General features: G+C 39.6%; 22 protein-coding genes. 5 read left to right on the plus strand and 17 right to left on the minus strand.

Annotation, left to right across the window (positions count from 1 at the left end; all coding sequences use genetic code 11):
* Positions 1–23 precede the first annotated feature (23 nt).
* The 3 genes from RXV91_RS14675 to RXV91_RS14685 form a co-directional block, all read right to left on the minus strand.
* The gene (locus tag RXV91_RS14675) at positions 24–734 is read right to left on the minus strand and encodes a GntR family transcriptional regulator (protein WP_316440459.1); all 711 of its coding nucleotides are present in this window, start codon (positions 732–734) and stop codon (positions 24–26) included.
* 390 nt (positions 735–1,124) lie between these two features.
* Positions 1,125–2,141 carry a tryptophan--tRNA ligase gene (gene trpS, locus RXV91_RS14680; RefSeq protein ID WP_003643815.1) on the minus strand — a complete coding sequence of 339 codons (1,017 nt, stop codon included), beginning with the start codon at positions 2,139–2,141 and terminating at the stop codon, positions 1,125–1,127.
* Positions 2,142–2,579: 438 nt separating this feature from the next.
* On the minus strand, positions 2,580–3,356 hold the full coding sequence (locus RXV91_RS14685; RefSeq protein ID WP_316440460.1) for a carbon-nitrogen family hydrolase: 777 nt from the start codon (positions 3,354–3,356) through the stop codon (positions 2,580–2,582).
* 258 nt (positions 3,357–3,614) lie between these two features.
* On the opposite strand from RXV91_RS14685, the gene helD reads away from it, so the two are divergent.
* Entirely contained in the window at positions 3,615–5,924 is a 2,310-nt protein-coding gene (gene helD, locus RXV91_RS14690; protein WP_316440461.1) for an RNA polymerase recycling motor HelD, read from the plus strand.
* 289 nt (positions 5,925–6,213) lie between these two features.
* On the opposite strand, the gene RXV91_RS14695 is transcribed toward helD, so the two are convergent.
* The 8 genes from RXV91_RS14695 to RXV91_RS14730 form a co-directional block, all read right to left on the minus strand.
* On the minus strand, positions 6,214–6,507 hold the full coding sequence (locus RXV91_RS14695) for a HigA family addiction module antitoxin (RefSeq protein WP_003646479.1): 294 nt from the start codon (positions 6,505–6,507) through the stop codon (positions 6,214–6,216).
* A gap of 11 nt (positions 6,508–6,518) precedes the next feature.
* On the minus strand, positions 6,519–6,704 hold the full coding sequence (locus tag RXV91_RS14700) for a type II toxin-antitoxin system RelE/ParE family toxin (RefSeq protein WP_316440462.1): 186 nt from the start codon (positions 6,702–6,704) through the stop codon (positions 6,519–6,521).
* Between the two features lie 253 nt (positions 6,705–6,957).
* Positions 6,958–7,644, minus strand: a complete 687-nt coding sequence (locus RXV91_RS14705; protein WP_316440463.1) for a CPBP family intramembrane glutamic endopeptidase — start codon at positions 7,642–7,644, stop codon at positions 6,958–6,960.
* 95 nt (positions 7,645–7,739) lie between these two features.
* Complete coding sequence (locus RXV91_RS14710) at positions 7,740–8,420, minus strand: CPBP family intramembrane glutamic endopeptidase (protein WP_316440464.1); 681 nt, start codon at positions 8,418–8,420, stop codon at positions 7,740–7,742.
* Between the two features lie 102 nt (positions 8,421–8,522).
* A complete protein-coding gene (locus RXV91_RS14715; RefSeq protein ID WP_316440466.1) occupies positions 8,523–9,158 on the minus strand; it encodes a type II CAAX endopeptidase family protein in 636 nt (211 codons plus the stop codon).
* Between the two features lie 67 nt (positions 9,159–9,225).
* The gene (locus RXV91_RS14720) at positions 9,226–9,915 is read right to left on the minus strand and encodes a CPBP family intramembrane glutamic endopeptidase (RefSeq protein WP_316440467.1); all 690 of its coding nucleotides are present in this window, start codon (positions 9,913–9,915) and stop codon (positions 9,226–9,228) included.
* Positions 9,916–10,004: 89 nt separating this feature from the next.
* The gene (locus RXV91_RS14725; protein ID WP_316440468.1) at positions 10,005–11,381 is read right to left on the minus strand and encodes an HlyD family secretion protein; all 1,377 of its coding nucleotides are present in this window, start codon (positions 11,379–11,381) and stop codon (positions 10,005–10,007) included.
* Between the two features lie 14 nt (positions 11,382–11,395).
* Positions 11,396–13,546, minus strand: coding sequence for a peptide cleavage/export ABC transporter (locus RXV91_RS14730; RefSeq protein ID WP_316440469.1), 2,151 nt, complete (start codon positions 13,544–13,546; stop codon positions 11,396–11,398).
* Between the two features lie 266 nt (positions 13,547–13,812).
* Here RXV91_RS14730 and plnE point away from each other — a divergent pair, with 266 nt between their 5' ends.
* The 3 genes from plnE (at position 13,813) to RXV91_RS14745 (ending at position 15,038) form a co-directional block, all read left to right on the plus strand.
* Complete coding sequence (plnE, locus tag RXV91_RS14735) at positions 13,813–13,983, plus strand: two-peptide bacteriocin plantaricin EF subunit PlnE (RefSeq protein WP_003641985.1); 171 nt, start codon at positions 13,813–13,815, stop codon at positions 13,981–13,983.
* A gap of 24 nt (positions 13,984–14,007) precedes the next feature.
* The gene (gene plnF / locus RXV91_RS14740) at positions 14,008–14,166 is read left to right on the plus strand and encodes a two-peptide bacteriocin plantaricin EF subunit PlnF (protein WP_003643811.1); all 159 of its coding nucleotides are present in this window, start codon (positions 14,008–14,010) and stop codon (positions 14,164–14,166) included.
* 371 nt (positions 14,167–14,537) lie between these two features.
* A complete protein-coding gene (locus RXV91_RS14745; protein WP_225443014.1) occupies positions 14,538–15,038 on the plus strand; it encodes a CPBP family intramembrane glutamic endopeptidase in 501 nt (166 codons plus the stop codon).
* A 304-nt stretch (positions 15,039–15,342) separates the two neighbouring features.
* On the opposite strand, the gene RXV91_RS14750 is transcribed toward RXV91_RS14745, so the two are convergent.
* The 4 genes from RXV91_RS14750 to RXV91_RS14765 form a co-directional block, all read right to left on the minus strand.
* A complete protein-coding gene (locus RXV91_RS14750) occupies positions 15,343–16,086 on the minus strand; it encodes a response regulator transcription factor (RefSeq protein WP_003641982.1) in 744 nt (247 codons plus the stop codon).
* A gap of 118 nt (positions 16,087–16,204) precedes the next feature.
* On the minus strand, positions 16,205–16,948 hold the full coding sequence (locus RXV91_RS14755; protein WP_011100999.1) for a LytTR family transcriptional regulator DNA-binding domain-containing protein: 744 nt from the start codon (positions 16,946–16,948) through the stop codon (positions 16,205–16,207).
* Positions 16,949–18,121 (minus strand): sensor histidine kinase, encoded by a 1,173-nt coding sequence (locus RXV91_RS14760; protein WP_223843867.1) that lies wholly within the window; start codon positions 18,119–18,121, stop codon positions 16,949–16,951.
* A gap of 346 nt (positions 18,122–18,467) precedes the next feature.
* Entirely contained in the window at positions 18,468–18,614 is a 147-nt protein-coding gene (locus tag RXV91_RS14765; protein WP_046947768.1) for a bacteriocin, read from the minus strand.
* A 1,260-nt stretch (positions 18,615–19,874) separates the two neighbouring features.
* On the opposite strand from RXV91_RS14765, the gene RXV91_RS14770 reads away from it, so the two are divergent.
* Positions 19,875–20,543 carry a hypothetical protein gene (locus RXV91_RS14770; protein WP_046947804.1) on the plus strand — a complete coding sequence of 223 codons (669 nt, stop codon included), beginning with the start codon at positions 19,875–19,877 and terminating at the stop codon, positions 20,541–20,543.
* A 944-nt stretch (positions 20,544–21,487) separates the two neighbouring features.
* Here RXV91_RS14770 and RXV91_RS14775 read toward each other — a convergent pair.
* Both RXV91_RS14775 and RXV91_RS14780 read right to left on the minus strand, forming a co-directional pair.
* Positions 21,488–21,667: a class IIb bacteriocin, lactobin A/cerein 7B family gene (locus RXV91_RS14775; RefSeq protein WP_027821506.1), complete on the minus strand. Its 180-nt coding sequence runs from the start codon at positions 21,665–21,667 to the stop codon at positions 21,488–21,490.
* A gap of 15 nt (positions 21,668–21,682) precedes the next feature.
* Positions 21,683–21,856 carry a ComC/BlpC family leader-containing pheromone/bacteriocin gene (locus RXV91_RS14780; RefSeq protein WP_087841949.1) on the minus strand — a complete coding sequence of 58 codons (174 nt, stop codon included), beginning with the start codon at positions 21,854–21,856 and terminating at the stop codon, positions 21,683–21,685.
* Between the last annotated feature and the right edge of the window lie 208 nt (positions 21,857–22,064).

Consider the following 22,064-nt stretch of genomic DNA (forward strand, 5'->3'; position numbering starts at 1 on the left):
ACAACTGTTGCGTCACCCCCGTACTAGTCCTGCAAATCAATATTTTCCGTGTGGTAATAGAGTTCTAAATCTGGATAGACGAAGAACGTCTTAGAGAAGTTGAACACCGTACCGTTTGCCAAATAGTTGATTGCTTCCAAGCACAACGTTTTGTCACCATCTGGGCAACTGATCAACTCCGCCCGTTGCGCGTCCACCCGCACTTGATGGACGTAGTTTTCCGTGGTGCTCCCCGTAATACCATATGCTTCTCGCAAGAAGGCGAAGATTGAATGCTGCACGCTCTCACTCGATAAGAACGGGACGACCGTTCGTGGAAAATAAGATTCTTCTAGGTCATACAAGACGTCATTCAAATAACGTAATCGCACCACCCGATAAACCTCGTCACCAAGCGTAATATTACCCTGTTGTGCTAAAGTTTCATCCGCTGTCACTTTATCAAACGTGACAACTTTTGATACTAATGGTCCACCCTCAACCATGGCGGACTGGTCAAATCCAATCGATAAGTTGAGCACTTTCTTCGTGTTCTGCGGTTGTTTGATAATAAAATTGCCGCTCCCCTGCACGCGACGCAACAACCCGTGCCGGAAGACCACATCAATCGCTTTACGGATCGTGTTGCGGCTGGCGTTGTACTGCGCCATTAACACTTTTTCGGTTGGTAACTTAGTCGGATATTCATCCGCCATTATCGATTTAATGATTGCCTGCGCAATTGCCTGATACATGACTAAGCCTCCTTTCGATAAATTAGTAGGTGCTTGTAAAACTTGTGCCCACAAATTATATTATCACAGAATATATGAAAACGCTTTATTTTTCGTAATTTTATACCAATGAATTTATATTATGGCTAAAGCCAGCTATAGCAAGCGTTTTCGAATTCCTTACCACCCCTTTTCTTGCCAAAAACTTATTTTAACAAGCACTTTTTTACAATCATTCATGTAAGAAAGCAAACAAAATCAAGTTAATTTCCAATTTAGTCTGCCTTTTGCTTTCTTTTAGTCAGTGCCAGCTCTAAGTCTTCCCGTAGTCGGATGAAAGATATTAACGACAAAAAAAGTGTAGCTAACCGTCTACCGACCGTCAGTTACACCATCTATTAACAACACTATTTATTTAAAATAATTAATTCCAATGGCGTCTTGCATCTCACGCCACGTTTGGTCAGCGACCACGTTCGCTTTCGCTGTACCATCCTTCAAAATTTGTAAGACTTGAGCTGGATCAGCTTCGTAAATTGCACGCCGCTCACGGATTGGCCGCAATACACCGTCTAACACGTCCATCAAGTAGCGTTTAATCTTAACGTCACCCAAGCCACCATGTTGGTAGGCGGCCTTCAAGTCTGCGACCTTGGCCTTGTCTTCATCGAAAATATCAAGATACGTAAAGACCACGTTACCTTCGACCTTACCCGGATCTTCAATATGAATATGATCAGGATCGGTATACATGGACATGACTTTCTTCTTCAAAGTATCAGCATCGTCAGAAAGGTAAATTGCATTTCCTAGTGATTTACTCATTTTGGCATTGCCGTCAAGTCCAGGGATTCGGCCCAAGCCCTTTGGTGGGAAGTAGCCTTCAGGTTCAACCAACGTGTCAGTTTGGTAAGTCTTATTGAAGCTCCGTACGATTTCACGGGTCTGTTCGAGCATTGGTTCTTGATCGTCACCAACGGGAACAGTCGTCGCCTTGAAAGCCGTAATATCAGCGGCCTGACTGACTGGATAAACAAAGAAACCGGCAGGAACACTTTCACCAAAAGCTTTTTGCTTGATTTCCGTCTTCACAGTTGGGTTACGATTCAAGCGCGCTACCGTCACTAAGTTCAAGTATTGATTCATCATGTCAGTTAATGCTGGAATTTGAGACTGGACTAAAATCGTTGACTTTTGGGGATCAATTCCCACTGCCAAGTAGTCCATCGCAACTTGTAATAAACTTTTACGAATCTTTTCGGGATCATGCGCATTATCCGTCAACGCCTGGTTATCCGCAATCATAATGTATGAGTCATAGTCCCCAGAATCTTGTAATGCGACCCGGTTACGTAATGAACCGACATAGTGCCCGATATGCAGCTTACCAGTGGGACGATCACCCGTTAAAATCACTTTTTTTGTCATTGTATTCATCCTTTCTATTGGCACTAAAAAAGCGCCTGATCAACTAATACTAGTTAATTAGGACGCATCACCGTGGTACCACCTAAATTGCAGAAAGCTTGTCTCTGCCACTCATTGACCGATAAGGGTGGGTCCCCGGTGTTCACCGAATCTCCAAAAAGCCAATTCATTAGTCCGCCCCAGCTTTCAGCACGTGCTAGGTCTCTGTTATTGGACGCCTTACTGTTCTTTTCTTCAACGATTAATTAGTTCTAGTGTACTGGTTATACCTGACTGTGTCAAAATAAATTCTGGGCATCATTCGCGCTAACTAGCCGCTACCATTTCATCATAACGACCGTCATTTCAACGTTTAAGCCCATCGAAATTCAAGCGGGCGTTCCTTCAACACCATTAAAATTCAGTTAAGTGCTCCCAGCCCCAGTCTCCATTTACGCTTCAGTATAATTCCGGGCGCCGGTCTTCAAACACTGGCATCTGACCACGAACCTGGTCAACTTGTGTTAAATCAAGCTCGGCCGTAATCAACTGGGCATGGGCACCACCGATAGCCACAATTTGGCCGAGCGGGTCAATAACTAGTGACTGACCACCAAATTGATTATCAGGATCACTGCCAACGCGGTTAACCGCAACCACGAATGCTTGATTTTCAATCGCACGTGCTTGCAGTAATAGCCGCCATTGCATCTGCCGCACTGTCGGCCACTCAGCACTGACAAAAATCACTTGGGGGCCACGGGCTGCTTGTTTACGAAGCCATTCTGGGAAACGAATGTCATAACAAATCGCCCCCATCGCAACAGTTCCGTCGAGTTCAAAAACATTCTCGGTCTCACCAGCGGTAATATAACGGTCTTCCGCCATTAACCCAAACCGATGAACTTTATCGTAACGACTCAGTAACTGTCCCTGACGATCGACGACTAACATCTCATTATAGTAATGCCCATCGCGAGCGACCGCGACTGAGCCACCGACAATGTTGACGCGAAACTGCCGAGCTAACTTGCTGAGTAATTGTAACGTTCGCTGCCCATCATCATCCGCCAAGACATTCAGGCGAGTTAACGCATAACCGGTATTCCACATCTCCGGTAAGACGATCACGTCGACAGTTTGCTCAGTTGCCCGCTGAATCGCTACTTCGATCTGCTCGTAATTGGCATCCGGGTCTCCAAACTGAATATTAAGTTGTGCTAATGCGACACGCATTCGTTCCACCCACTTTATTAGAATGATTAAAATCATATTAGAATAAATAGTCATAGGTTGCAAGTTTCAGTCTTGCCATCGTAAGGCTGCCGAACTTGCCCACCGTTGGCTAGCACACCTTAGTGCCACTCATAATCACATTTCACAACAATTACTGATAAATCAGTGAATTTGCAGGCGCTTTGATTGACATCATCCCTAAACCCGCCTAAAATTGTTCAAGCGATTTAGACGATTATCAGACGGGAGGCCCTCTACGTGGCAACATCAGATCAAGAGCAACAACGCGAACAACAACGGGTTGATCGAGTCATCGAGCAAGTTAAAGAACGGGCACAACAGACCGACGACTTGCTGGCAAAGGCTCATCACGAAACCGATGTCATTCAGAAAAACTATGGTGATAATAATTCCGTCAACACGTTTGAAGTCGATGACCGGATTGAAACGAACGCGGAACTGCAACAACAAAAGCAAATGGTTGAACGCGCCGTGGAATCCGAAGCCATCTTGAAACGGCAAGTCGGTGTCTTGAAAGATCTCAGTAACTCACCCTATTTTGGGCGCATCGATATTCAAGATAGTCCCGACGAGGAAGCCGAACGTTTATACATTGGCACCGCCTCATTTGTCGACGCTGAACAGAATTTCTTAGTGTACGACTGGCGCGCCCCGATTTCCTCAGTCTACTACAATGGTACTCTGGGTCAGGTCCAGTACCAAACGCCGGCCGGGCAACAGACGACCGAGCTGATCAAGAAACGCCAATTCCAGATTAATCATGGTCAGATCAAGAATATGTTCGACACGAATGAAACGGTCGGTGACGAAATCTTGCAGGCCGTCCTTGGAGAACAAAATGATGCCTACATGCAAAATATTGTAGCAACCATTCAAAAAGAACAGAACGATATTATTCGTGACACCACTAGTGACTTACTAGTTGTCCAAGGGGTCGCCGGCTCTGGAAAGACGTCCGCCATTTTACAACGGATCGCTTTTCTGCTCTACCACTCACGGGCTTCCCTAGAAGCGGACCAAATGGTATTATTCTCACCCAACCGCTTATTCAGTCACTACATCTCCGAAGTCTTACCTAGTTTAGGGGAGCGCAATATGCGTCAAGTCACGCTTGCCGAATTTCTCAGTGCACGTTTTCAAGGCCTAACCGTTGAAAGCCTCTTCGAACGTTACGAAAGCGACCGCCAGCACGAACAACTGACGCCGGCAATTCGTGATTTTCAAGAAAGCGCCGACTTTATGCGCCAAGTTGATCAGTATTGCCATCAGCTGCCAGCCGACCAATTACGCTTCACCAACATCGTCTTTAATGGCGAAATCTTCTTCGCTAAAGAGGTCATTACAAAGATTGCGGCGGCCTTACCAGCAGCGATGCAACCAGCTGACCGTTTCCTAGCAATCAAGAACACTTTGATTAAACGCTTAAAACACCGTATTGACGATGAAGCCCAGGCTGACTGGGTCAATGATATCATTGACCAATTGAGCGACGAGGCCTACCACGACTTATTAGGTTCCAAGCGCCGGGGTGATTTCCAATCGCTCGACGATGAAGTCTTCTATATTGGTAAGCAAATCGTGACCAAACGACTGCGGCAAGTCTACGATGCGATCTATAATGGTTACTTCTTAGACACCTATGAACAATATAACGATTTCTTAGCGCAAGTTGAGCGGCCCACAACCGTGACACCTGACCAATGGCAACAACGAATCGCCGCCTACCAGGCCGCCGTTGAGTACCATCGGATTGCTCTGGTTGACTGCGCACCACTATTGTTATTACGCGATGTCCTAACTGGCAGTGGTCAGAATCGGCGGATGCAATATATCTTTGTCGATGAGATGCAAGACTATTCGCTGGCACAACTGTTATATATCAAGCACGCGTTCCCACTAGCTAAGTTCACACTGTTAGGTGACAGTGAACAGGCATTATTCAAGAGTATTGAGTTACCACAGCAATTACTGGAACGCCTCAAGGATGCTTTCAATGTCCGACGGGCGAACTTGATTACGTTGAATAAGAGCTACCGTTCAACCGAACAGATTACGAATTTTGCTAAAGCGCTATTACCCGACGGCGACCAGATTCAAGCGTTCACACGTAAAGGCGATTTACCTAAGGTCATGATTCGCTATGGCGAAGACGCTGCTCTCAGCAGCCTGCGTAGCGAAGTTGAACATCAGCTTAAGACAACTAACACCGTTGCCGTACTAACTAAAAATTTAGCAGAAAGCAAGCAGGTCTACCAATACCTGAAACGCTATACAGTAACAACGTTGATGGCCGATAGCGATCGTACCATGCCACAAGGCGTGATTGTCATGCCAATCTACCTTGCAAAGGGGCTAGAATTTGACGCGGTAGTCGCATACGATGTCTCCGCTACCAATTATCCCGATGCGGATTCAGTTGGCATCTTATATACGATTGCGTCACGAGCGATGCACCACTTGACGTTGCTCAGTATCGGAGATGTCTCCCCACTAATTGCCAAGTTGGACCCGACATTATTTACGATTGAACATCAGGTACGAGTATAACTGGAATTTAAAAACGACTGGAAGTAGCCCAGCGGTATTACGCTAGCTACTTCCAGTCGTTTTTCGTTATCATGAAACTAATGCTGGGCCATTTTTCTCACGACCAGTTAACCCGGTAGTGAAAGTGCAATTAACCAACTCAATGGTTATCAACAGGTGGATAATACAAACGCCACTGCTTTATCCACCTGTTGATAACCTTAAAATTTAAGATCTACTGCCTATCAGTTTAGGTTATATTTGCAAAAACCGTAGTACGCTACCAAGCAACTACGGTCTACGTCCTTATTTAACTGACTTGATACTTTTTTATCTGTGCATATTCAGCACCATGTATCTGTTTCAAATTACGAATTTCAATATCATTTTGAAGTTCCAAGAAATAACGATCCGACACTCCAAAGAATCGTCCTAACCGCAACGATGTATCAACCGTCACCTGTCGACGATCATGTAGTAAGTCTTGAATCCGTGACGTGGGTACCCCAATCTGTTGAGCCAAAAAATATGCAGAGATATGCAAGGGAGCCATAAACTCTTCTTCAAGAATTTCACTAATTTTAGGTGTTGGGATTTCATTCATTTTTTGGTCTCCTAACCATGATGATAATCGACTATTTCAACATCATAAAACTCATTACCATTTCGAATTGCAAAACATATCCGATACTGATTATTAATCCTGATGCTATATTGCCCTTGGCGATCATGACTTAATTTTTCCAAGTGATTGGCAGGCGGTAGGCTCAAATCATTAATTGTTTCCGCATGATCAATCATTAGTAATTTTCACAATGCTAATCGCTGAATGGTTGGTGGCAATTGTTTAGAGAATTTTTGCTGATAAATCTTGTGAGTTTCCTTATCCGCAAAATTCTTAATCAATTATCGTTTTCTCACTTATATTATTTTACAATTGAGATATACCCGCATCGCGTGTATATCTCAATCCATCCGACTCTTGCTTCTATTATTAGCTGACCACACCCAAATATCCAATTCATCTGAGTACCCGACTAGTACGACCCCTATTTTAGCTAGGAAACAACCAGAGTATCCCTAGATTTGCCAACATATGTGCCACGCTATTCACACGAATATCACGCTTAGATAATAGGTAGGTGGTCCCCAGCACCATGCCGAATAGCGTGTAATATGCTAATGGCACCAAGCTATTCCCGCTATGCAGATAACCAAAAAGAAGCCCATTGATCACAACGGTAGCCGCTTGGTACTCCCGGCCAAGATATTGGTCTGACAAGACGTAACTAAAGAAAAAGCCCCTGAAACTCAGCTCCTCAGCGATTGGTCCAAAAATGACGGCATCGAGTGTCATCGCTACCGGATTTTTCCGCAACAGTAAATCTAATGCACGTTCATTACCCGATTCAGTGATGTGCCATACCGCCGTCAGCTTATCATAGCCAAAAGCAAGCGCCACGATAATGACTGCGCCGATCACCATGAGTAGCAAGGCCCGTTTATTTAGCCGCGTTCGCCACGGTCGAAAATCAAATTGCCGTAATTCCGCAGTCGACTTGTAGATATTGTACAAGAAAATGATAATCACGGCATATAAACTGAAGCTAACTAACAGCGTAAACCAATTGGCCGTAATCAAGTAAATATACACGGGTAAGGAACTGATATTGACAATAATGGCACTCAGCACACTCACAATTAGTAAATTACCAACAAAACGTAAATTCTTCTGTAGCATTTCACTCACTCCATCCAAACAACCGTAACTAGAACATTCACTAACGGGCTTTTGAATCAACCCGCTCAGATTACATTTTCACAATGCATTCAACCTTACCCCATTAAAATGATTCCCAGATTAGCGGTGACATGCACGACACTGTTGACTCGAATATCCCGGCCAGATAATATGTAGGTTGCCGCGAGTACGAGACCCATAACCGTATAGTATGACAACTGCACCCAACTAAAACCGCCACGCAGTAGACCAAACAACACGCCGTTAACAATAACGGTAACTAGTTGGTATCGTGGCTGATCAAAACGTTCCGCCAGCGCATAACTGAAGAAATTGCCGCGAATAATTAATTCCTCGCAAATCGGTGCAAAAATGCCCAGGGCCAACGCCATCAATATCGGTGAGCGTTGAGACAATGCTTGCAAGTCAGCAACATTATCTGCGACTGGATAGACAGCGTCACTAACAAATTTAACTTGCACCGCTGCCAAGATCAGCATGACCACCATTGCCAGTACCGTAATCACTAATTGACGCGCGCTCGGCTTAGCAGTTATTTTCGTAATCTTAAAATGATTATTAGTAACTGATTCCAGATAAATTCGATAGAATAAATAAATTGCAAACAGGTAGACGACCAAGAAGATCGCCACCGTTATCCAGTTATACTTGAGTGTTAAAATATCGATGGGCGCCGTACTAAGCCCCATCACGATTGCTGCCAATAAACTGGCAAGTAGTAATCTACCAATAAATTTGACGTTTTGATGTACCATGCTCCTTCACATCCATTTCTTGATAATTATCCCCAATGGTACCTAATCCACAACTTGCGGTTTGACCGGATATCACTAACTGAAACTTATCCCCACATCATGTTAATAATTGTGACCAGCCAGTTCACCAGTATATGACATCCCATTGCGGTACTCAGTTGTTTTGTTTTGAGTAGTAATCATAAACCCTATAATGAAGATGCCCACCGTACTGGCTAACTGATAACCATGGCCGAGTGCGAATACTGCGTTTGTCAGCATAATCGCGCCCAATATTGGCAAGTATCGTCGCAGCGTATTTTGAACAATTCCACGGAAAAGTAATTCTTCGAGTACGGGGCTAACGATGTTTGTGCACACTAATGTTAATAACCCCAATGGACTGTGGATCAGTGCCATGATTTCATCATTTTGTGTTTCAGTTGGACTGACTAGCAGACCACTTATCCCCATTTGAACCACCACTGCCACTAAAGCAGTCAGCCCCGTCACTTGCCAAGAAAAATGCCCTAACAGGACTGGCATCTCAAAATAATGGTGATAGCAACGTACTAGTACGACCGCAACACCAACGGTTAAAACGACTAATGCTACCCAATGATAACCGACGTTGATTTGTTGCGGGCGTTCACCCCACCAATTCCAATAGCCATCCGCTAACACCGGTAATTGAATGAATATAAATAGCCCTAAACCCGCTAACATATAACTAAATACCCTGACCAAACGAGTCGCCATATCCCGCCTCCTAAGTTATCCCCTGTGGATAAACTAATTCTTATGTTTTAATTTTTTATCCACAGCATTAACTCATAGCCGCCAACGCGAAAACTGCCAAATTAGTCTCCATGTGCACCAGAATATTCATTCCAATATCGCGCTTAGCCAACAAATAAGTTGTCCCCAAGATGCTCCCCATCAACGTATAATAAATCCACGGCTCCCAATTTGCATCAACATGGACACTTGCAAATATTAAGCTATTAATAACAACCGCGATCATCTGATAATTACGGTGATTATACTGATTCGTTAACGCGTAGCTGAAAAAGATACCGCGAAAAATCAATTCCTCACAGATGGGGGAAAATATCACGACCGAAACAATCATGGGAAGCGGTGCTTCACCGAGCATCCATGCCAACGACCTGGAATTGCTGGTCTCGGGAATATTTAGCATCGCGCTCAATTTAAGATCAACAATAATGAGCACGACCATTGTTAGCATCGCAATAATCACAGTTCCTAATTGTGCAATGTTCACCCGGGACTTCACCGTCGCGACTTGGTAATGCCTAACTCGTGCTGTATGCCGATAAAGCCAATATAGCCCCCAAGCTTCCAAGGCATAGATTACAAAACCAATCGTAATCATGAGCCAATTATTCTTAATTAGGGAAAGATACGCCGGTGCCATACTAAAGCTCCCCAATGCTAAGCTGATTAGACTGGCAATGACTAGGTTAATGATGAATTGTCTATTTGAGTGTGCCATTGCTTACCTCTTCCGTATGATATATGTGCTTCTAGATAACTTTACTTTACCACAGTGATATTTAGTCAGTTAGTACCGATGGTCAACCATCAATTATTATCCAGCACCTTATCTTTATAATAATCAAACCAAGTCACCTTGCCCGTAATAATCGCCGTTTGCCCAATCATCCCGTAGCGTAGTAACTGTGCCTGATCGGCTGTAATCGGAACGGCCGCTGTCACTTCATAAAAAGTCGCTTTACTCTCCTCGACTGGTGAGACCCCAATCTTTGTGACCACACCGTCCAAAATAATTGGCTTCGGTACGTTCCGCGTGACTTTGAATCTAATGGCTTGCTTGACTTTAACGGAAGAAATATCCGCCGTCGAAATATATAGCTTAACGTTCACTCGCCGTTGTTGCTTGATTATCGGTAGAATTTTAGCGATTTCAGCTCCTGAACTAACGTACTTTGCACCACGGTAATTGTCTGCAACATGTAGGACGCCGGCTTTGGTCGCCTTGATCGTGTAAGATTTTGATTGTGTCGTTAAGCTATCAATATCTGCTTTCACGGTCCGTAACTCTTGCTCGGCTTTCATTCGTTTCTCAGCGACTTCGCTTAACTGATCATTCTTTAACATGGCTAACTTGGTATCGTTAGTCTCAACACTGTACTTCGTATCATCAAAGTCTTGTAATTCTTCTAACTGCACTTTAGCTGAGGACAACGAATCCTGAAGCGTATCAATCTGCTGTTGAATGTCTGCTAACGTTGCAGATTTAACTTCTTTTTTATCGTTTGCGTTGTTGGCATCCTTTGACTTAGCGACATACTCATTAAAAACAGACCCATACTTGGCACTATTGGCATACTTGCCCCCATTAGCCACCGCATTGTATAAGGCTTGATAAGCATCCAGATTGGTCTTAGTATTTGATACCACTTGTTGCGCGGTCTTCGTTAGCGTGGCTTTCTTAGTACTAGCGGCGCTCGATTTTGCTGCCAACATTTGATTCTCTGTTAAATAGATTTGACGCTGTTTTAAATAACTTTGCAATAGTTCTCGGTACCCAAATTCATCGGTCGTTGGAAAAACATCACTGTCAGTATTGATGCCATCTTTAAAATGATCCAAGGCTGTTACTTGGCGTTGCAATTGCCGTTTGCTGACATTATCTTCGCGTAATTTATTGCGATTAAAAACGTTAGTATAAACTAATAGATTTTGGCCCTTCTTCACTCGCGCACCTTCAACTAAATAATTCTTTTTGATGGCACTATTGACAGTCGCTTGAATCACCGGAACCGTTCCGGTCGGTTGAACAGTTCCGGTACCATTAATAACAATCTCGCGCTTAGCTACGAGTGAAAATAGAATCGTACCAATTAACAATAGCGTCACTGGAATAATTAGTAATGTTGAAAAATTTTGAAACCGAATCCCGTAAAACTCGCCACTTTCGAGCAGGTCTTTTCTCATTATTCAGTTCCCCCTCAGCTATTGATCAAGTCGTAATAGTAACCATGTTCATTCAACAATGACGCATGGGTCCCCTCTTCAGCGACCCGACCATCATGCAGAACGATGATATGATTCGTCCGCTTTGCAATCGACAACCGGTGGGCAATAAAAATAATCGTCTTGTCAGTCATTGCCACTAAATTATCGATTAATTGTTTCTCAGTAATTGCATCCAGTCCACTCGTCGACTCATCAAATATCAAGACTTGAGCGGGTGATAATAACGCTCTCGCAATCGTTAATCGTTGTCGCTGACCACCTGATAGTGTATTACCATTCTCATCTAGCTTAGTTTGGTATTGCATGGCCATTTTATTAATATCCGTATCAATTAACGCCAATTGGCAAGCCTTCGCAATATCTTTCTCAGTAATACCGCTGCGATTACCTAATCTTAAATTTTCTTCAATGGTCGCTGAAAAGATGTATGGTTCCTGCGGGATGTAGTTAATATGGGTCCGCAATGTATGCTTATCGATGTTCTTAACGTTGAAGCCGTTCAATATGACATCACCACTATTTGGTTGATAAAAATCAATAAGCAATTTAACTAACGTGGACTTGCCAGAGCCACTCATCCCCACAATTGCAACCTTATCATGTTGTCGAATCGTCAAATTAACATCATCTAAGACATTTTCACCGTAACCATAACGATAGCTGACCCCTTGTAACTTAATATCACCATTTAATTGACTTTCATTATGAATTGGCCGTGACACCTCAAATTCACTAGCGACCAAATACACTTCATTTAGCCGGTTGTTAGCGACCTTAGCGCTTTGAAGCTTAGTCTGCAAATTAATAATATTCTGTAGTGGATTAACAAAATAGGCTAATAAAGCATTATATGTCATGAGCTCCCCAACTGATAACTGATTATGAATGACGAGATTGGCGCCCACCCATAGAACAACAACTTCTAAGACTAACTGTATAAACAGTTTTAATGCCTGTTGCAAAGTATCCGCTTTAAGATAGGCTAAACTCTTACGTAGATAATCAACAAATTCTGAATCAATTTTCTGATAACGTTCCGTCTCACCATTCAGCGCCTTAACAGTTTCAATCCCATGAAGATCCTCAATAATGGCTGAACTCAAAATAGCATTGCTCTCCATTTCCTTTTGATTCAATCGTTCAAAGGATTTATTAAAGGCTAAGATGACAACCGCGTAGATTGGCAACGAGAGTAACGTAATCCAAAAAAGTGTCATATTTTGGATTACCAAGATTGCCCCCATAATAATAACGATGCTGACATCTAAAAACAGCGAAACAATTGTGCTAGCTAACGCATCAATAATCTTACTGGCATCCGTAAACCTTGAAACAATTTCCCCCGTCCGCCGAGTGGCAAAAAAACTCATTGGCAATTCAAAGACGTGCCGAATATAGCCTAAAATAATTTCAATCGAAAGTCGTTGACCTAAAACCGCCAATAAAAAATTCTGGGCATAAGTAAAGATAGCCTGAAAGGTATAAAAAACGATTAGACCAATTGCCACCACTGCCAATGTACTGTGCATATTATTGGGAATATAAGTATCAATCACCGCTTGTAAGAAATAAGACCCACAGATACTAATAATCGTGATTAAAACTGCAGCAAGCACAATATTAATAACCAGTCGGCGTTGCTTTAATAAGCTTGGAATAAATCCCCATAGTGAGCCCTTATCTTGCTTAACTGGCTTGTATTCCGACTTCGGCGCAAAGAAAAGGGCAACTCCGGACCATTCGCTTTCAAACCGTTCCTTTGACATACTGATAACCGCAACTGTTGGGTCCGGATCAGCAATCACGACATGTGTTTTCGAGGTCTTTACAACAACATAAAAATGCTGTAGATCCCCATTTTTGGTAACATGCACAATGAATGGCAATGGTAAATCTTGTACATCGAAAAGACTCATATCTGCTTGAATTGCTTTGGTTTCAAAACCTAACTTTTCGGCCGTTTTTACTAATCCTAATGCCGTAGTCCCTTCTAAACTCGTTTTAGCAATATTTCTTAGATAGGCCAATGATGTTGTCGAACCATAATTTTTCAAAATCATTGCTAAAGCTGCGACCCCACAGTCCATCTCGTCAACTTGCGCAACATAGTTTCTCCAATGCATACTTGTACTCCCCTCACCAATTATTAAGTATCGGTATCTATCTAATTATGGGCTAACAAATGTTATCGTATGCCAACTATCTATTAACGTACATAATTTTATGATAAATGTCCTCATCAGGCTTAACGGTTAAACATCAACTAGCTAACATTGGTATTTGACGTTAAGAGAACGTTTTTTTACTTTTATAATTTTTTCAACAATCTGGTAAAAAAATAAATTAAACTAAATTTGTTTCAAATAACATCATACAAGGGGGATTATTTATGCTACAGTTTGAGAAGTTACAATATTCCAGGTTGCCGCAAAAAAAGCTTGCCAAAATATCTGGTGGTTTTAATCGGGGCGGTTATAACTTTGGTAAAAGTGTTCGACATGTTGTTGATGCAATTGGTTCAGTTGCAGGCATTCGTGGTATTTTGAAAAGTATTCGTTAATTTTCTTGGGGGAGATCAACAATTATGAAAAAATTTCTAGTTTTGCGTGACCGTGAATTAAATGCTATTTCAGGTGGCGTTTTCCATGCCTATAGCGCGCGTGGCGTTCGGAATAATTATAAAAGTGCTGTTGGGCCTGCCGATTGGGTCATTAGCGCTGTCCGAGGATTCATCCACGGATAGTTCAAGCCATCAAGTTTAAGCACTATAAGAAAGCACTCGATTTATGACTGGGCCTGCAGTGCTCAGCCTTTTTAGTTTATATGGGGGGAATTTTAACTATGCCATTAATAAAAGTAATAATCACAGCTATTTACTACCTAATAGTGCTCTTTTTAATGAATCCTTTGACTGATATTATGGGAATAAAAGACGGACCCTTTCAATTCATATTAACTGAATCTATTATATTAATCGCGATAATCATTCTGAATAGGCGATATGTTAAGCAACCTATCCACTGGCTACCCGTTAATATCATGTCAATATTAAAGAAGAATAGTCTGCCTTTGAGCCTAGCAATAATATTTCTACTTATTTTCTTTCGAAACCACATGTATCAATTTTTAATCTCATTATTACTTTCGTTGATTGTAGCGATAACTGAAGAATACGCTTTTCGTGGCATGATATTCAGAACGCTTTTAGCACTAAACCTTAAAAAATTTGCCACATTGCAGGCCACCATCGCTTCGATGATGACTGCTTCGCTTATTTTTGCGGCTATGCATTTGGTCAACCTTTTATCACAGCCCGTATGGTCAGTATTGTGTCAGGTTCTCTATGTTATTGGGTTAGGTATTTTACTTGCAGCAATCTATTTAAAAACCGGAAGCTTACTGGCTGCCATTAGTGTCCATTGGTTGATAGATTTTTCTAGTTTCTATTCTCAAGGTATTGCCCCAACTCAATCACCCATTAACGGGCCAATGGAAGCTCTTCTAAAGGGGCTCTTTCTAAATATTTTATTCATTGGCATTGCTACGTTTATCCTATCCTCTAAGCATTGGAAGTTATTGAGTATCCTAAATATTGAAGATAAAATAGACGAGTAATCATCCATTCTGAATTCCTATAAATTATTGTTTGCAGCACTACAATTTCAATTATCTCTGAAGTTTTGGGTTACGCTAAGAGCTAGTCATATCGCTAACTAAATTTCACGTCTTAACGCTATGCTAATATACTTTACGATCGAGTACTGTGCTTACTTTTTAGTCATTTTAATACTCATAAGATCACAATTAGAGCCCTACTCCAACTATCTTCAGCGCCTATATTATATAATCAGATTTCATATTCATAACAAAAGAGCCCTGTCAAATAACACTGACAGAAGCTCTAAATAATATTAAAAAACTAGTTGTCTCTCAACAACTTATTCAATTCCCGCGACTTTCTAAACGAAGCCTTACACCTAATTTCACCGTCGAGCAACAACTCTTTTTCTTTATAGTCAAAACTTCGCAAATGATTTAAATTTACCAGCGAGCTCTTATCGCATCGGAAAAATTGCGGATACTTTTCTTCGAGCGCATTTAAATTTCCTGGGAACTCAGCAACCTTATTAATAGCATGGAGTTGTACGCTGCCCGGACGCAGTTTAGATGTACTCAACAAAATCACATCATCTAATGCGAGTGAAAAGTATCGCGTTCCTAACTTATAGTTAAAAACATCTTTGCGCTGACTATTAGTCTTTTTTAATTCGTTCTGTACTACATTGATGTCCTTAATAATCCTTTGCGTAATTAGGTCAGCAGACTGGTCTTTCAAAATATAATCCAACGGTGCAATCCGCCGTTCCAGAGTTACAAACGATAGCTCATCGTGTGTTGTAATGAAAACTATTTTAGCCAATGGTATCGTTGCCCGAATTCGACTGGCTAATTCAAGTCCAGTCTGTTTGTCCTCACCAATTTCCATATCCAAAAAGAAAAGGCCATCTTGTTGTTGATTCAAATCTGCTAGAATTATTTTTTGATCATCCGTTGCAACCCTAAGCTCCATTGCAAACTCATTAATCATAATTGTATTATTGACGGTCTTACAATAATTATCTCTTTGCTCAGCATTATCCTCGTATAAATAAATTGGAAACAATCATTCTTCCTCCAAAATTGTCAAAAATATAATTGTTTGCTTGCTCTTACCATGAAAAGCAGTCTATCTCAAAACAAGATACTACGATTCATTGCCCTGGCTATAAAAGATAAGTTTCCTATTTCTTTTTCAATATTTTGTTAAGCTCCCGAGACTTTCTATACGAAACACTGCACTTAATGTTATCTATCATGGTAAGCTCTTTTTTTTGATAATCATAACTATCAACATAATCTATATTTACCAATGAACTTTTATCACACCTAAAAAATTGTGAGTATTTATTTTCAAAACTATTTAAATTACCTGGAAAATCTGCCACTTTATTTTTGGCAGTCAGCCTAATACTACCCGGTCGTTCTTTATTAGTGCTCAGCATAATAACATCATTAATAGGAACTGAAAAGAAACGCGTTCCGATTTTATAACCTAAAATATCCTTATGCTGCACAGTTTCTGTCTTGAGAATAGTTTGAGTTGCATCAATATCCTTAACTATTTTTTGCTTAATATCATCAAGGCCTTGTTCTTTCAAAATATAATCCAACGGTGCAATCCGCCGCTCCAGTGTCAAAAAAGATAACTCTTCATGAGTTGTAATAAATACAATTTGTGCACAAGGTAACTGCTGCCGAATTTCATCTGCTAAATTCAACCCGGCCTGAGTTTGTTCCCCAATTTCCATATCCAAGAAAAACAGCCCTTCTTTAGAATTCATAACATTATTCATTAACTCTTGTAAATCTCCTGTCGCCACCACCAACTGCATATCATATTCTTTAATCATGATTATATTCTTTATAATACTTATATACTCTACTCTTTGGGCCTCGTTATCTTCTAATAAATAAATTGGAAACACTTATTTATCCTCCGTAACAATTAACGTCATTGTGACATAATTTTTCTTGGTTTCAATATCCATATAGAAACCCTTCTGCTGTTCAACAAGATCCCGCACATTAGTCAGACCTAAGCCACGATTACTACCCTTAGTTGAATAACCAGTTTCAAAAATCTGATGCTGATTAAAATCTGAATCGATAGGATTACTAATGGCAATTTCAGCGGTGTTATCAATTTCATTAAAAGCTACTGTCACTATTTTATCAGTCATTTTTTGGGCTTGCTCAATGGCATTATCCAATAAATTACCAATAATACGTACAGCCACTGTAACACCATGACTGAGAATAAAGTCAGTGTTAGCTATTTCAATCGTCAACTTAACCCCGCACTGTTTCGCATAAAAAAACTTCTGTACAACTAACCCGCGCAATATCTCATTCTTCAGATGCTGAACACTTGCAATGCTACCGTCATTTAGGCTTGCTCTGAATTCTCCGCTCTGGGTATAGTCGGTCAAATAATCCTTAATTTCACTTATATTATCTTGAGTATTTAAACTAGCAATTAGGTTCTTATAATCATGTTTAAATTTTCTTAATTCTAGATATTGATGCTCAACACTCTTAAGATAATCATTTAATTGCTTATTCTGCAATTTTTCAGCTGCTATCTTTTTTTGCCAAGCATATACTCTAATCGTTTCTAATGTTTGCCAACTAATAAGCCCAAGCATCAAAACAAATGTCAACAGTAAAGTTAGTTGAATTGTAGCTGTTACACCTTGAAAGTTGCTAATAAATAACAACATTTCTATTGATCCAAAGAAAGCTAACAATATAATGAATAGATGCCTATTTATTCTTTCGTCATCACTTATATCAAACGAGCCTGTGTATCGTCTCACCATTTTGTACACAAGATTGAACACCAAAAATCCGATAATATACATCACAATAATTTCAATACCAATGAATAAATCACCATACTCCGACAAGCCAGAAATTTTATCGGCATCTAAGTAGATATACAGAAATCCTCTACTTAAATAAGAAGCCAAAGCTAAAATTACTATCTGACTAGAAATCAACATTAAGAATACATTTAGATGATAATAATTTATTTTTGGTTGGCACTTTTCCTTAATAATTGCCCCCAAAACCAAAATTAGCGATGTAGTGTCATCCAAGATAGCTCCTACTAAGGACAGCACTAGTAATAAAATCAACGAATAAATGATTCTTTTAATGTTCGTATTACTGAAGATGAAGTTATATACCAAGATAATGCCAAGATAAATGAAAAACGATTGAATAACGCTATCGAAGATACTGATTTCAACCAAGCTACTACCTCTAAAGTATTTTTTATTCGATCATTATCTAACTATTCTAAAATAATGATTATTAGTTTACTTTATCAGCAAAATTATCATTTTATAGTCTTCTTTTCAAGTGTTGTGACTCTTTAAAAATGCCCCACCTTACGCCATCTATACGAAATATAACTTGAAAAACAGTTATTCAATAAATCAATTACCATCCCCATTTTTTAAACAGTTTCTTTACCTGTTTAATTGCAGTTGCCCCCATCTGCAAAGAATACGCACTACTCTTTCCACCTACTATTTTTTGCATTTCCTTATTACTAAGTTGCTTCATACTTTTAATTTGAATTTTCATAATAATCACCTCGCTTTTAGGATAAGGTGTTTTTGAGGTACGCTGGGATTATTTCTATTAACGTACATTTTTTGAATTTAAACGTGAATCAACATAAAATTTCCACTATGATATCAATCAATATTTGATGAATGTCAAAGCCACTATTTTGAATAGCTCTTGATTACTTTGAACATACTTAGAGGGTAAAATAACATTAACTTAAGCGCAGCGCTAAAGCATTCAAGATAAACTCCCATTAGTACTGCACTTAGATTAATGTTATTTATCGTGAACAAGTTCAAATCATTTCCTCTAAGTAAATTTAAATAATGCCAAAAATACCGTTAATAATATTTATTTTCTCTTACTTGTAAAGGCTCTCAAAAATAAATAGATTGCAATTAATATCATTATCCACGGACTAACCGCGGTATTGTACTTTAATAAAACATCTCCTACAAGACCAATCACAGCTAACACCCCTAGCCAAAAAGAATATGTTTTATAAAAATCGCGGTTCAGTTTCATATTGTTGGATTTCATTTTAGATCACTCCATTCTTAACAGCATAAATTCTCAATTTCATCATTAACTTAGTTTTATACGAAAAATAATGGCCTAGAATTGTCAAGCAAAAATAGCACTAAAAAATTCAAGACAAACTCCAACTAATTCTGTACCTAGATTAATGTTGTTTTTATCAATGTTATTTTTAGTGAATACATGAACAGTTAGTCTGAAAGGAATTATCGCTACTATAATTTTTTGGTTTTCAAAAAAGGGGTAATAAATGACAAATTTACAATTGAAGTACAACAAACAATTAATAAGAAGAACCACAGTCTGAGTCCATATCATCTTCTCACCTTAAATAATCGTCCACGAAAAACTTTGGAACGGAATCGCCAGATATTCAATCTAAAAGTTACGTTAAGTCGAGTGAATAGTACGATAATAAATTTAAAAATGATTTTTTTAGAATTGTAGTGTATCTTAATAAATGTACTAAAAACATAGCTCATAGAACCATTTTAATTACCGCAGTAAATGGCGCGGTATGGCTATGGATAAAACACTTAAGAATTTGGATACAGTAGACGCATTTGCATCTATTTCCAATAATAAATTGAATGGCGTTGTTGGAAGGCTCTTGGAAAAATTTCTGGTCTAGTTTCAAATTTTATGCTGGCGAAGCTGGCAGAGTCGTAAGAATGTCGTTGAATACGTGTTTGAATCGGTCACACGCACTATAACTGATGTCTCGGAGGATTATAATAGATGATAGAAATTGATTTTAAAAGAAGATATTACCCGCTAGTATTAGTGCTCTTTGTGGCTGGTTATATGGGTGCGATTTTCCTTAATATTTATTTTGATTGGTTAGCAATGCTTACAGCTGGAATAATTAGTTTAGTAATGCTATATGGTTTTTCTAACTTAAAACTATTCTTTCAACCATTGCCCTCACCAAAGTGGCGTATAGTGATGAAGTATGTGCTTTTACTGTTTGTTCTGGAAGTCACTGCGATTGTGGTTATAGCTATTATTAATTCGCATGCTTTATTGTCATTTCATAATACAACATTGACAACTAATTCAACTGGGCGAGATTATCCTTTAATTGAAAGAGTATGGATAGCCTTCACGCTACTAGTATCACTAGTTGGTGAGGAAGTCGGAATGGCCTCTATTTCAATTCCGTTGATTCGCTTATTATCGCAAACACAACTAAAAAAATATGCGTGGCCGATTATCAATGTATTGGGGTGCATCGTATTTGCGTGTTTGCACCTTCCACATTATCATTTCAACTGGCTTTATCCCTTAATCGTCGGTATTACGCGTTACCCAATAACTGCTTCATGGCGATCTGCAAATACTTTACGGAGCGGCATCTATGTCCATTGGATCTCAGACGCCGTTTTAATTATTGGCACATTAATTTAAATATAAAAGGTAAGGCACACGTTAATGCTCAATAAAACAATAAACATCATTAAGAAATACCCAGTGAGAAGCTTGCTGGTAGTGCTTATTGTAGTTTTCGCAATCTATGTGATTAGTGATGGGGCTGCTGGGCGATAGCACATTATAAATACGAGTGAATTTGTATGCCTTTCTGTCAAAATGACAAATGAGATAATATAATTTTTCAATTTTTGCTTAAACGGCTCCACTGTGGCAGTTACCACGGTGGAGCCGTTTTTCATAGTAATATCAACAACCAGTAAATAATGAAGTATTGCACTCTCGTAATACCGATTAGCGCGACAAATAGCGCTCTCAGCGCAATCATCGTCCTCACACGAGATCATACCGGCACCGACCAAATAATTACTATGACGATTGAACTCGTTTAGCTTCGAATCCAGTCTACAACCCCACAACTTAGTTAACACACCTCATGGCAACGATTGCCAGCCCTCATTGAACATTATATTTAAACCTACACCAACGAGGAATAATGCCCCAGAATTGTCAAATGAAGTGCAGTACTAAAGAATTGAAGATAAACTCTCATTAGTGCTGCACTTAGGTTCATGTTATTTTTTATCGATGTTATTTTTAGCGAATGGATGAGTAGTTGGACTAAAAGAAATTACAGCTACTATAATTCCCAAATTTCCCAAAATGTTTTCTTCTAATAAATATGCAAGACAGAAAAATAAAAATGCTATATAGTACCATTTGTCATAGCTTTTAGGATATTTGGGCCTGGGCCTAGGTATAGCTAGCAATGCAAAGGCATATGCTAACCATATCATGTCTTTATCTACCCGAAACATTAAAAGAACAAACAAAAGAGAAATTAAAAGCGCACAGCCTTTGAATAATGTATTTTTCTTCAGGTTAATCACCCACCTTAACAACTGTATTTAACCATAAAAAGGCTAGTAGCCATAACCTTTTTTCTTGCGTTTCTTAATTCCACTTGAGATTTGATCTGAATGGGACCATGCATCACCAGCAAGAAAGCCTAAACCGCCCACAATCCATTGCCAAATCCCACCGTTAACAGCGCCAAGTTCTTTTTCATTTAATGCTTTAAAATTACTGATGCTTTTTCTCATTTTTACCACTTCTTTCTAATGATGAGTCATAGTGTTTTTGCGCTGACGTAGATTAAACGCTCGCCTTGATGAAATACGCCAATTCTCATATGTGTAACCAGCCCAAGTCCAAAACTTATTATTACTACCACCTTTAACTTTAGAAAGCTCATTTTTTTGCAATGCCTGAAAATTATTAATATTTTTCATTTTAATCACCTTTTCCTATATTTATATTTCATCAATTTGATTTAAAAATTCGGATTCTTTAAAAATATTTAACGATAAAATCAGTTTACTTTTGTTGCTTATCAATTAAATATTAATTGCTTTCTATGCTCTTAATATAACACCTACCCGACCTATCGAACGATATTTTTACAAACGTCATATTTTTAGCTATTATCGTACAATAATT

This window comes from Lactiplantibacillus sp. DA1, from assembly GCF_032681335.1.
In the GTDB taxonomy this organism is placed as follows: domain Bacteria; phylum Bacillota; class Bacilli; order Lactobacillales; family Lactobacillaceae; genus Lactiplantibacillus.

What these genes read in the sequence shown, in the direction of transcription:
- RXV91_RS14675 (WP_316440459.1), bottom strand. Translation starts at nt 734, where the DNA reads ATGTATCAGGCAATTGCGCAGGCAATCATTAAATCGATAATGGCGGAT.
- trpS (WP_003643815.1), bottom strand. Translation starts at nt 2,141, where the DNA reads ATGACAAAAAAAGTGATTTTAACGGGTGATCGTCCCACTGGTAAGCTG.
- RXV91_RS14685 (WP_316440460.1), bottom strand. Translation starts at nt 3,356, where the DNA reads ATGCGTGTCGCATTAGCACAACTTAATATTCAGTTTGGAGACCCGGAT.
- RXV91_RS14695 (WP_003646479.1), bottom strand. Translation starts at nt 6,507, where the DNA reads ATGAATGAAATCCCAACACCTAAAATTAGTGAAATTCTTGAAGAAGAG.
- RXV91_RS14700 (WP_316440462.1), bottom strand. Translation starts at nt 6,704, where the DNA reads ATGATTGATCATGCGGAAACAATTAATGATTTGAGCCTACCGCCTGCC.
- RXV91_RS14705 (WP_316440463.1), bottom strand. Translation starts at nt 7,644, where the DNA reads ATGCTACAGAAGAATTTACGTTTTGTTGGTAATTTACTAATTGTGAGT.
- RXV91_RS14710 (WP_316440464.1), bottom strand. Translation starts at nt 8,420, where the DNA reads ATGGTACATCAAAACGTCAAATTTATTGGTAGATTACTACTTGCCAGT.
- RXV91_RS14715 (WP_316440466.1), bottom strand. Translation starts at nt 9,158, where the DNA reads ATGGCGACTCGTTTGGTCAGGGTATTTAGTTATATGTTAGCGGGTTTA.
- RXV91_RS14720 (WP_316440467.1), bottom strand. Translation starts at nt 9,915, where the DNA reads ATGGCACACTCAAATAGACAATTCATCATTAACCTAGTCATTGCCAGT.
- RXV91_RS14725 (WP_316440468.1), bottom strand. Translation starts at nt 11,381, where the DNA reads ATGAGAAAAGACCTGCTCGAAAGTGGCGAGTTTTACGGGATTCGGTTT.
- RXV91_RS14730 (WP_316440469.1), bottom strand. Translation starts at nt 13,546, where the DNA reads ATGCATTGGAGAAACTATGTTGCGCAAGTTGACGAGATGGACTGTGGG.
- plnE (WP_003641985.1), top strand. Translation starts at nt 13,813, where the DNA reads ATGCTACAGTTTGAGAAGTTACAATATTCCAGGTTGCCGCAAAAAAAG.
- plnF (WP_003643811.1), top strand. Translation starts at nt 14,008, where the DNA reads ATGAAAAAATTTCTAGTTTTGCGTGACCGTGAATTAAATGCTATTTCA.
- RXV91_RS14745 (WP_225443014.1), top strand. Translation starts at nt 14,538, where the DNA reads ATGTATCAATTTTTAATCTCATTATTACTTTCGTTGATTGTAGCGATA.
- RXV91_RS14765 (WP_046947768.1), bottom strand. Translation starts at nt 18,614, where the DNA reads ATGAAAATTCAAATTAAAAGTATGAAGCAACTTAGTAATAAGGAAATG.
- RXV91_RS14770 (WP_046947804.1), top strand. Translation starts at nt 19,875, where the DNA reads ATGATAGAAATTGATTTTAAAAGAAGATATTACCCGCTAGTATTAGTG.
- RXV91_RS14775 (WP_027821506.1), bottom strand. Translation starts at nt 21,667, where the DNA reads ATGAGAAAAAGCATCAGTAATTTTAAAGCATTAAATGAAAAAGAACTT.
- RXV91_RS14780 (WP_087841949.1), bottom strand. Translation starts at nt 21,856, where the DNA reads ATGAAAAATATTAATAATTTTCAGGCATTGCAAAAAAATGAGCTTTCT.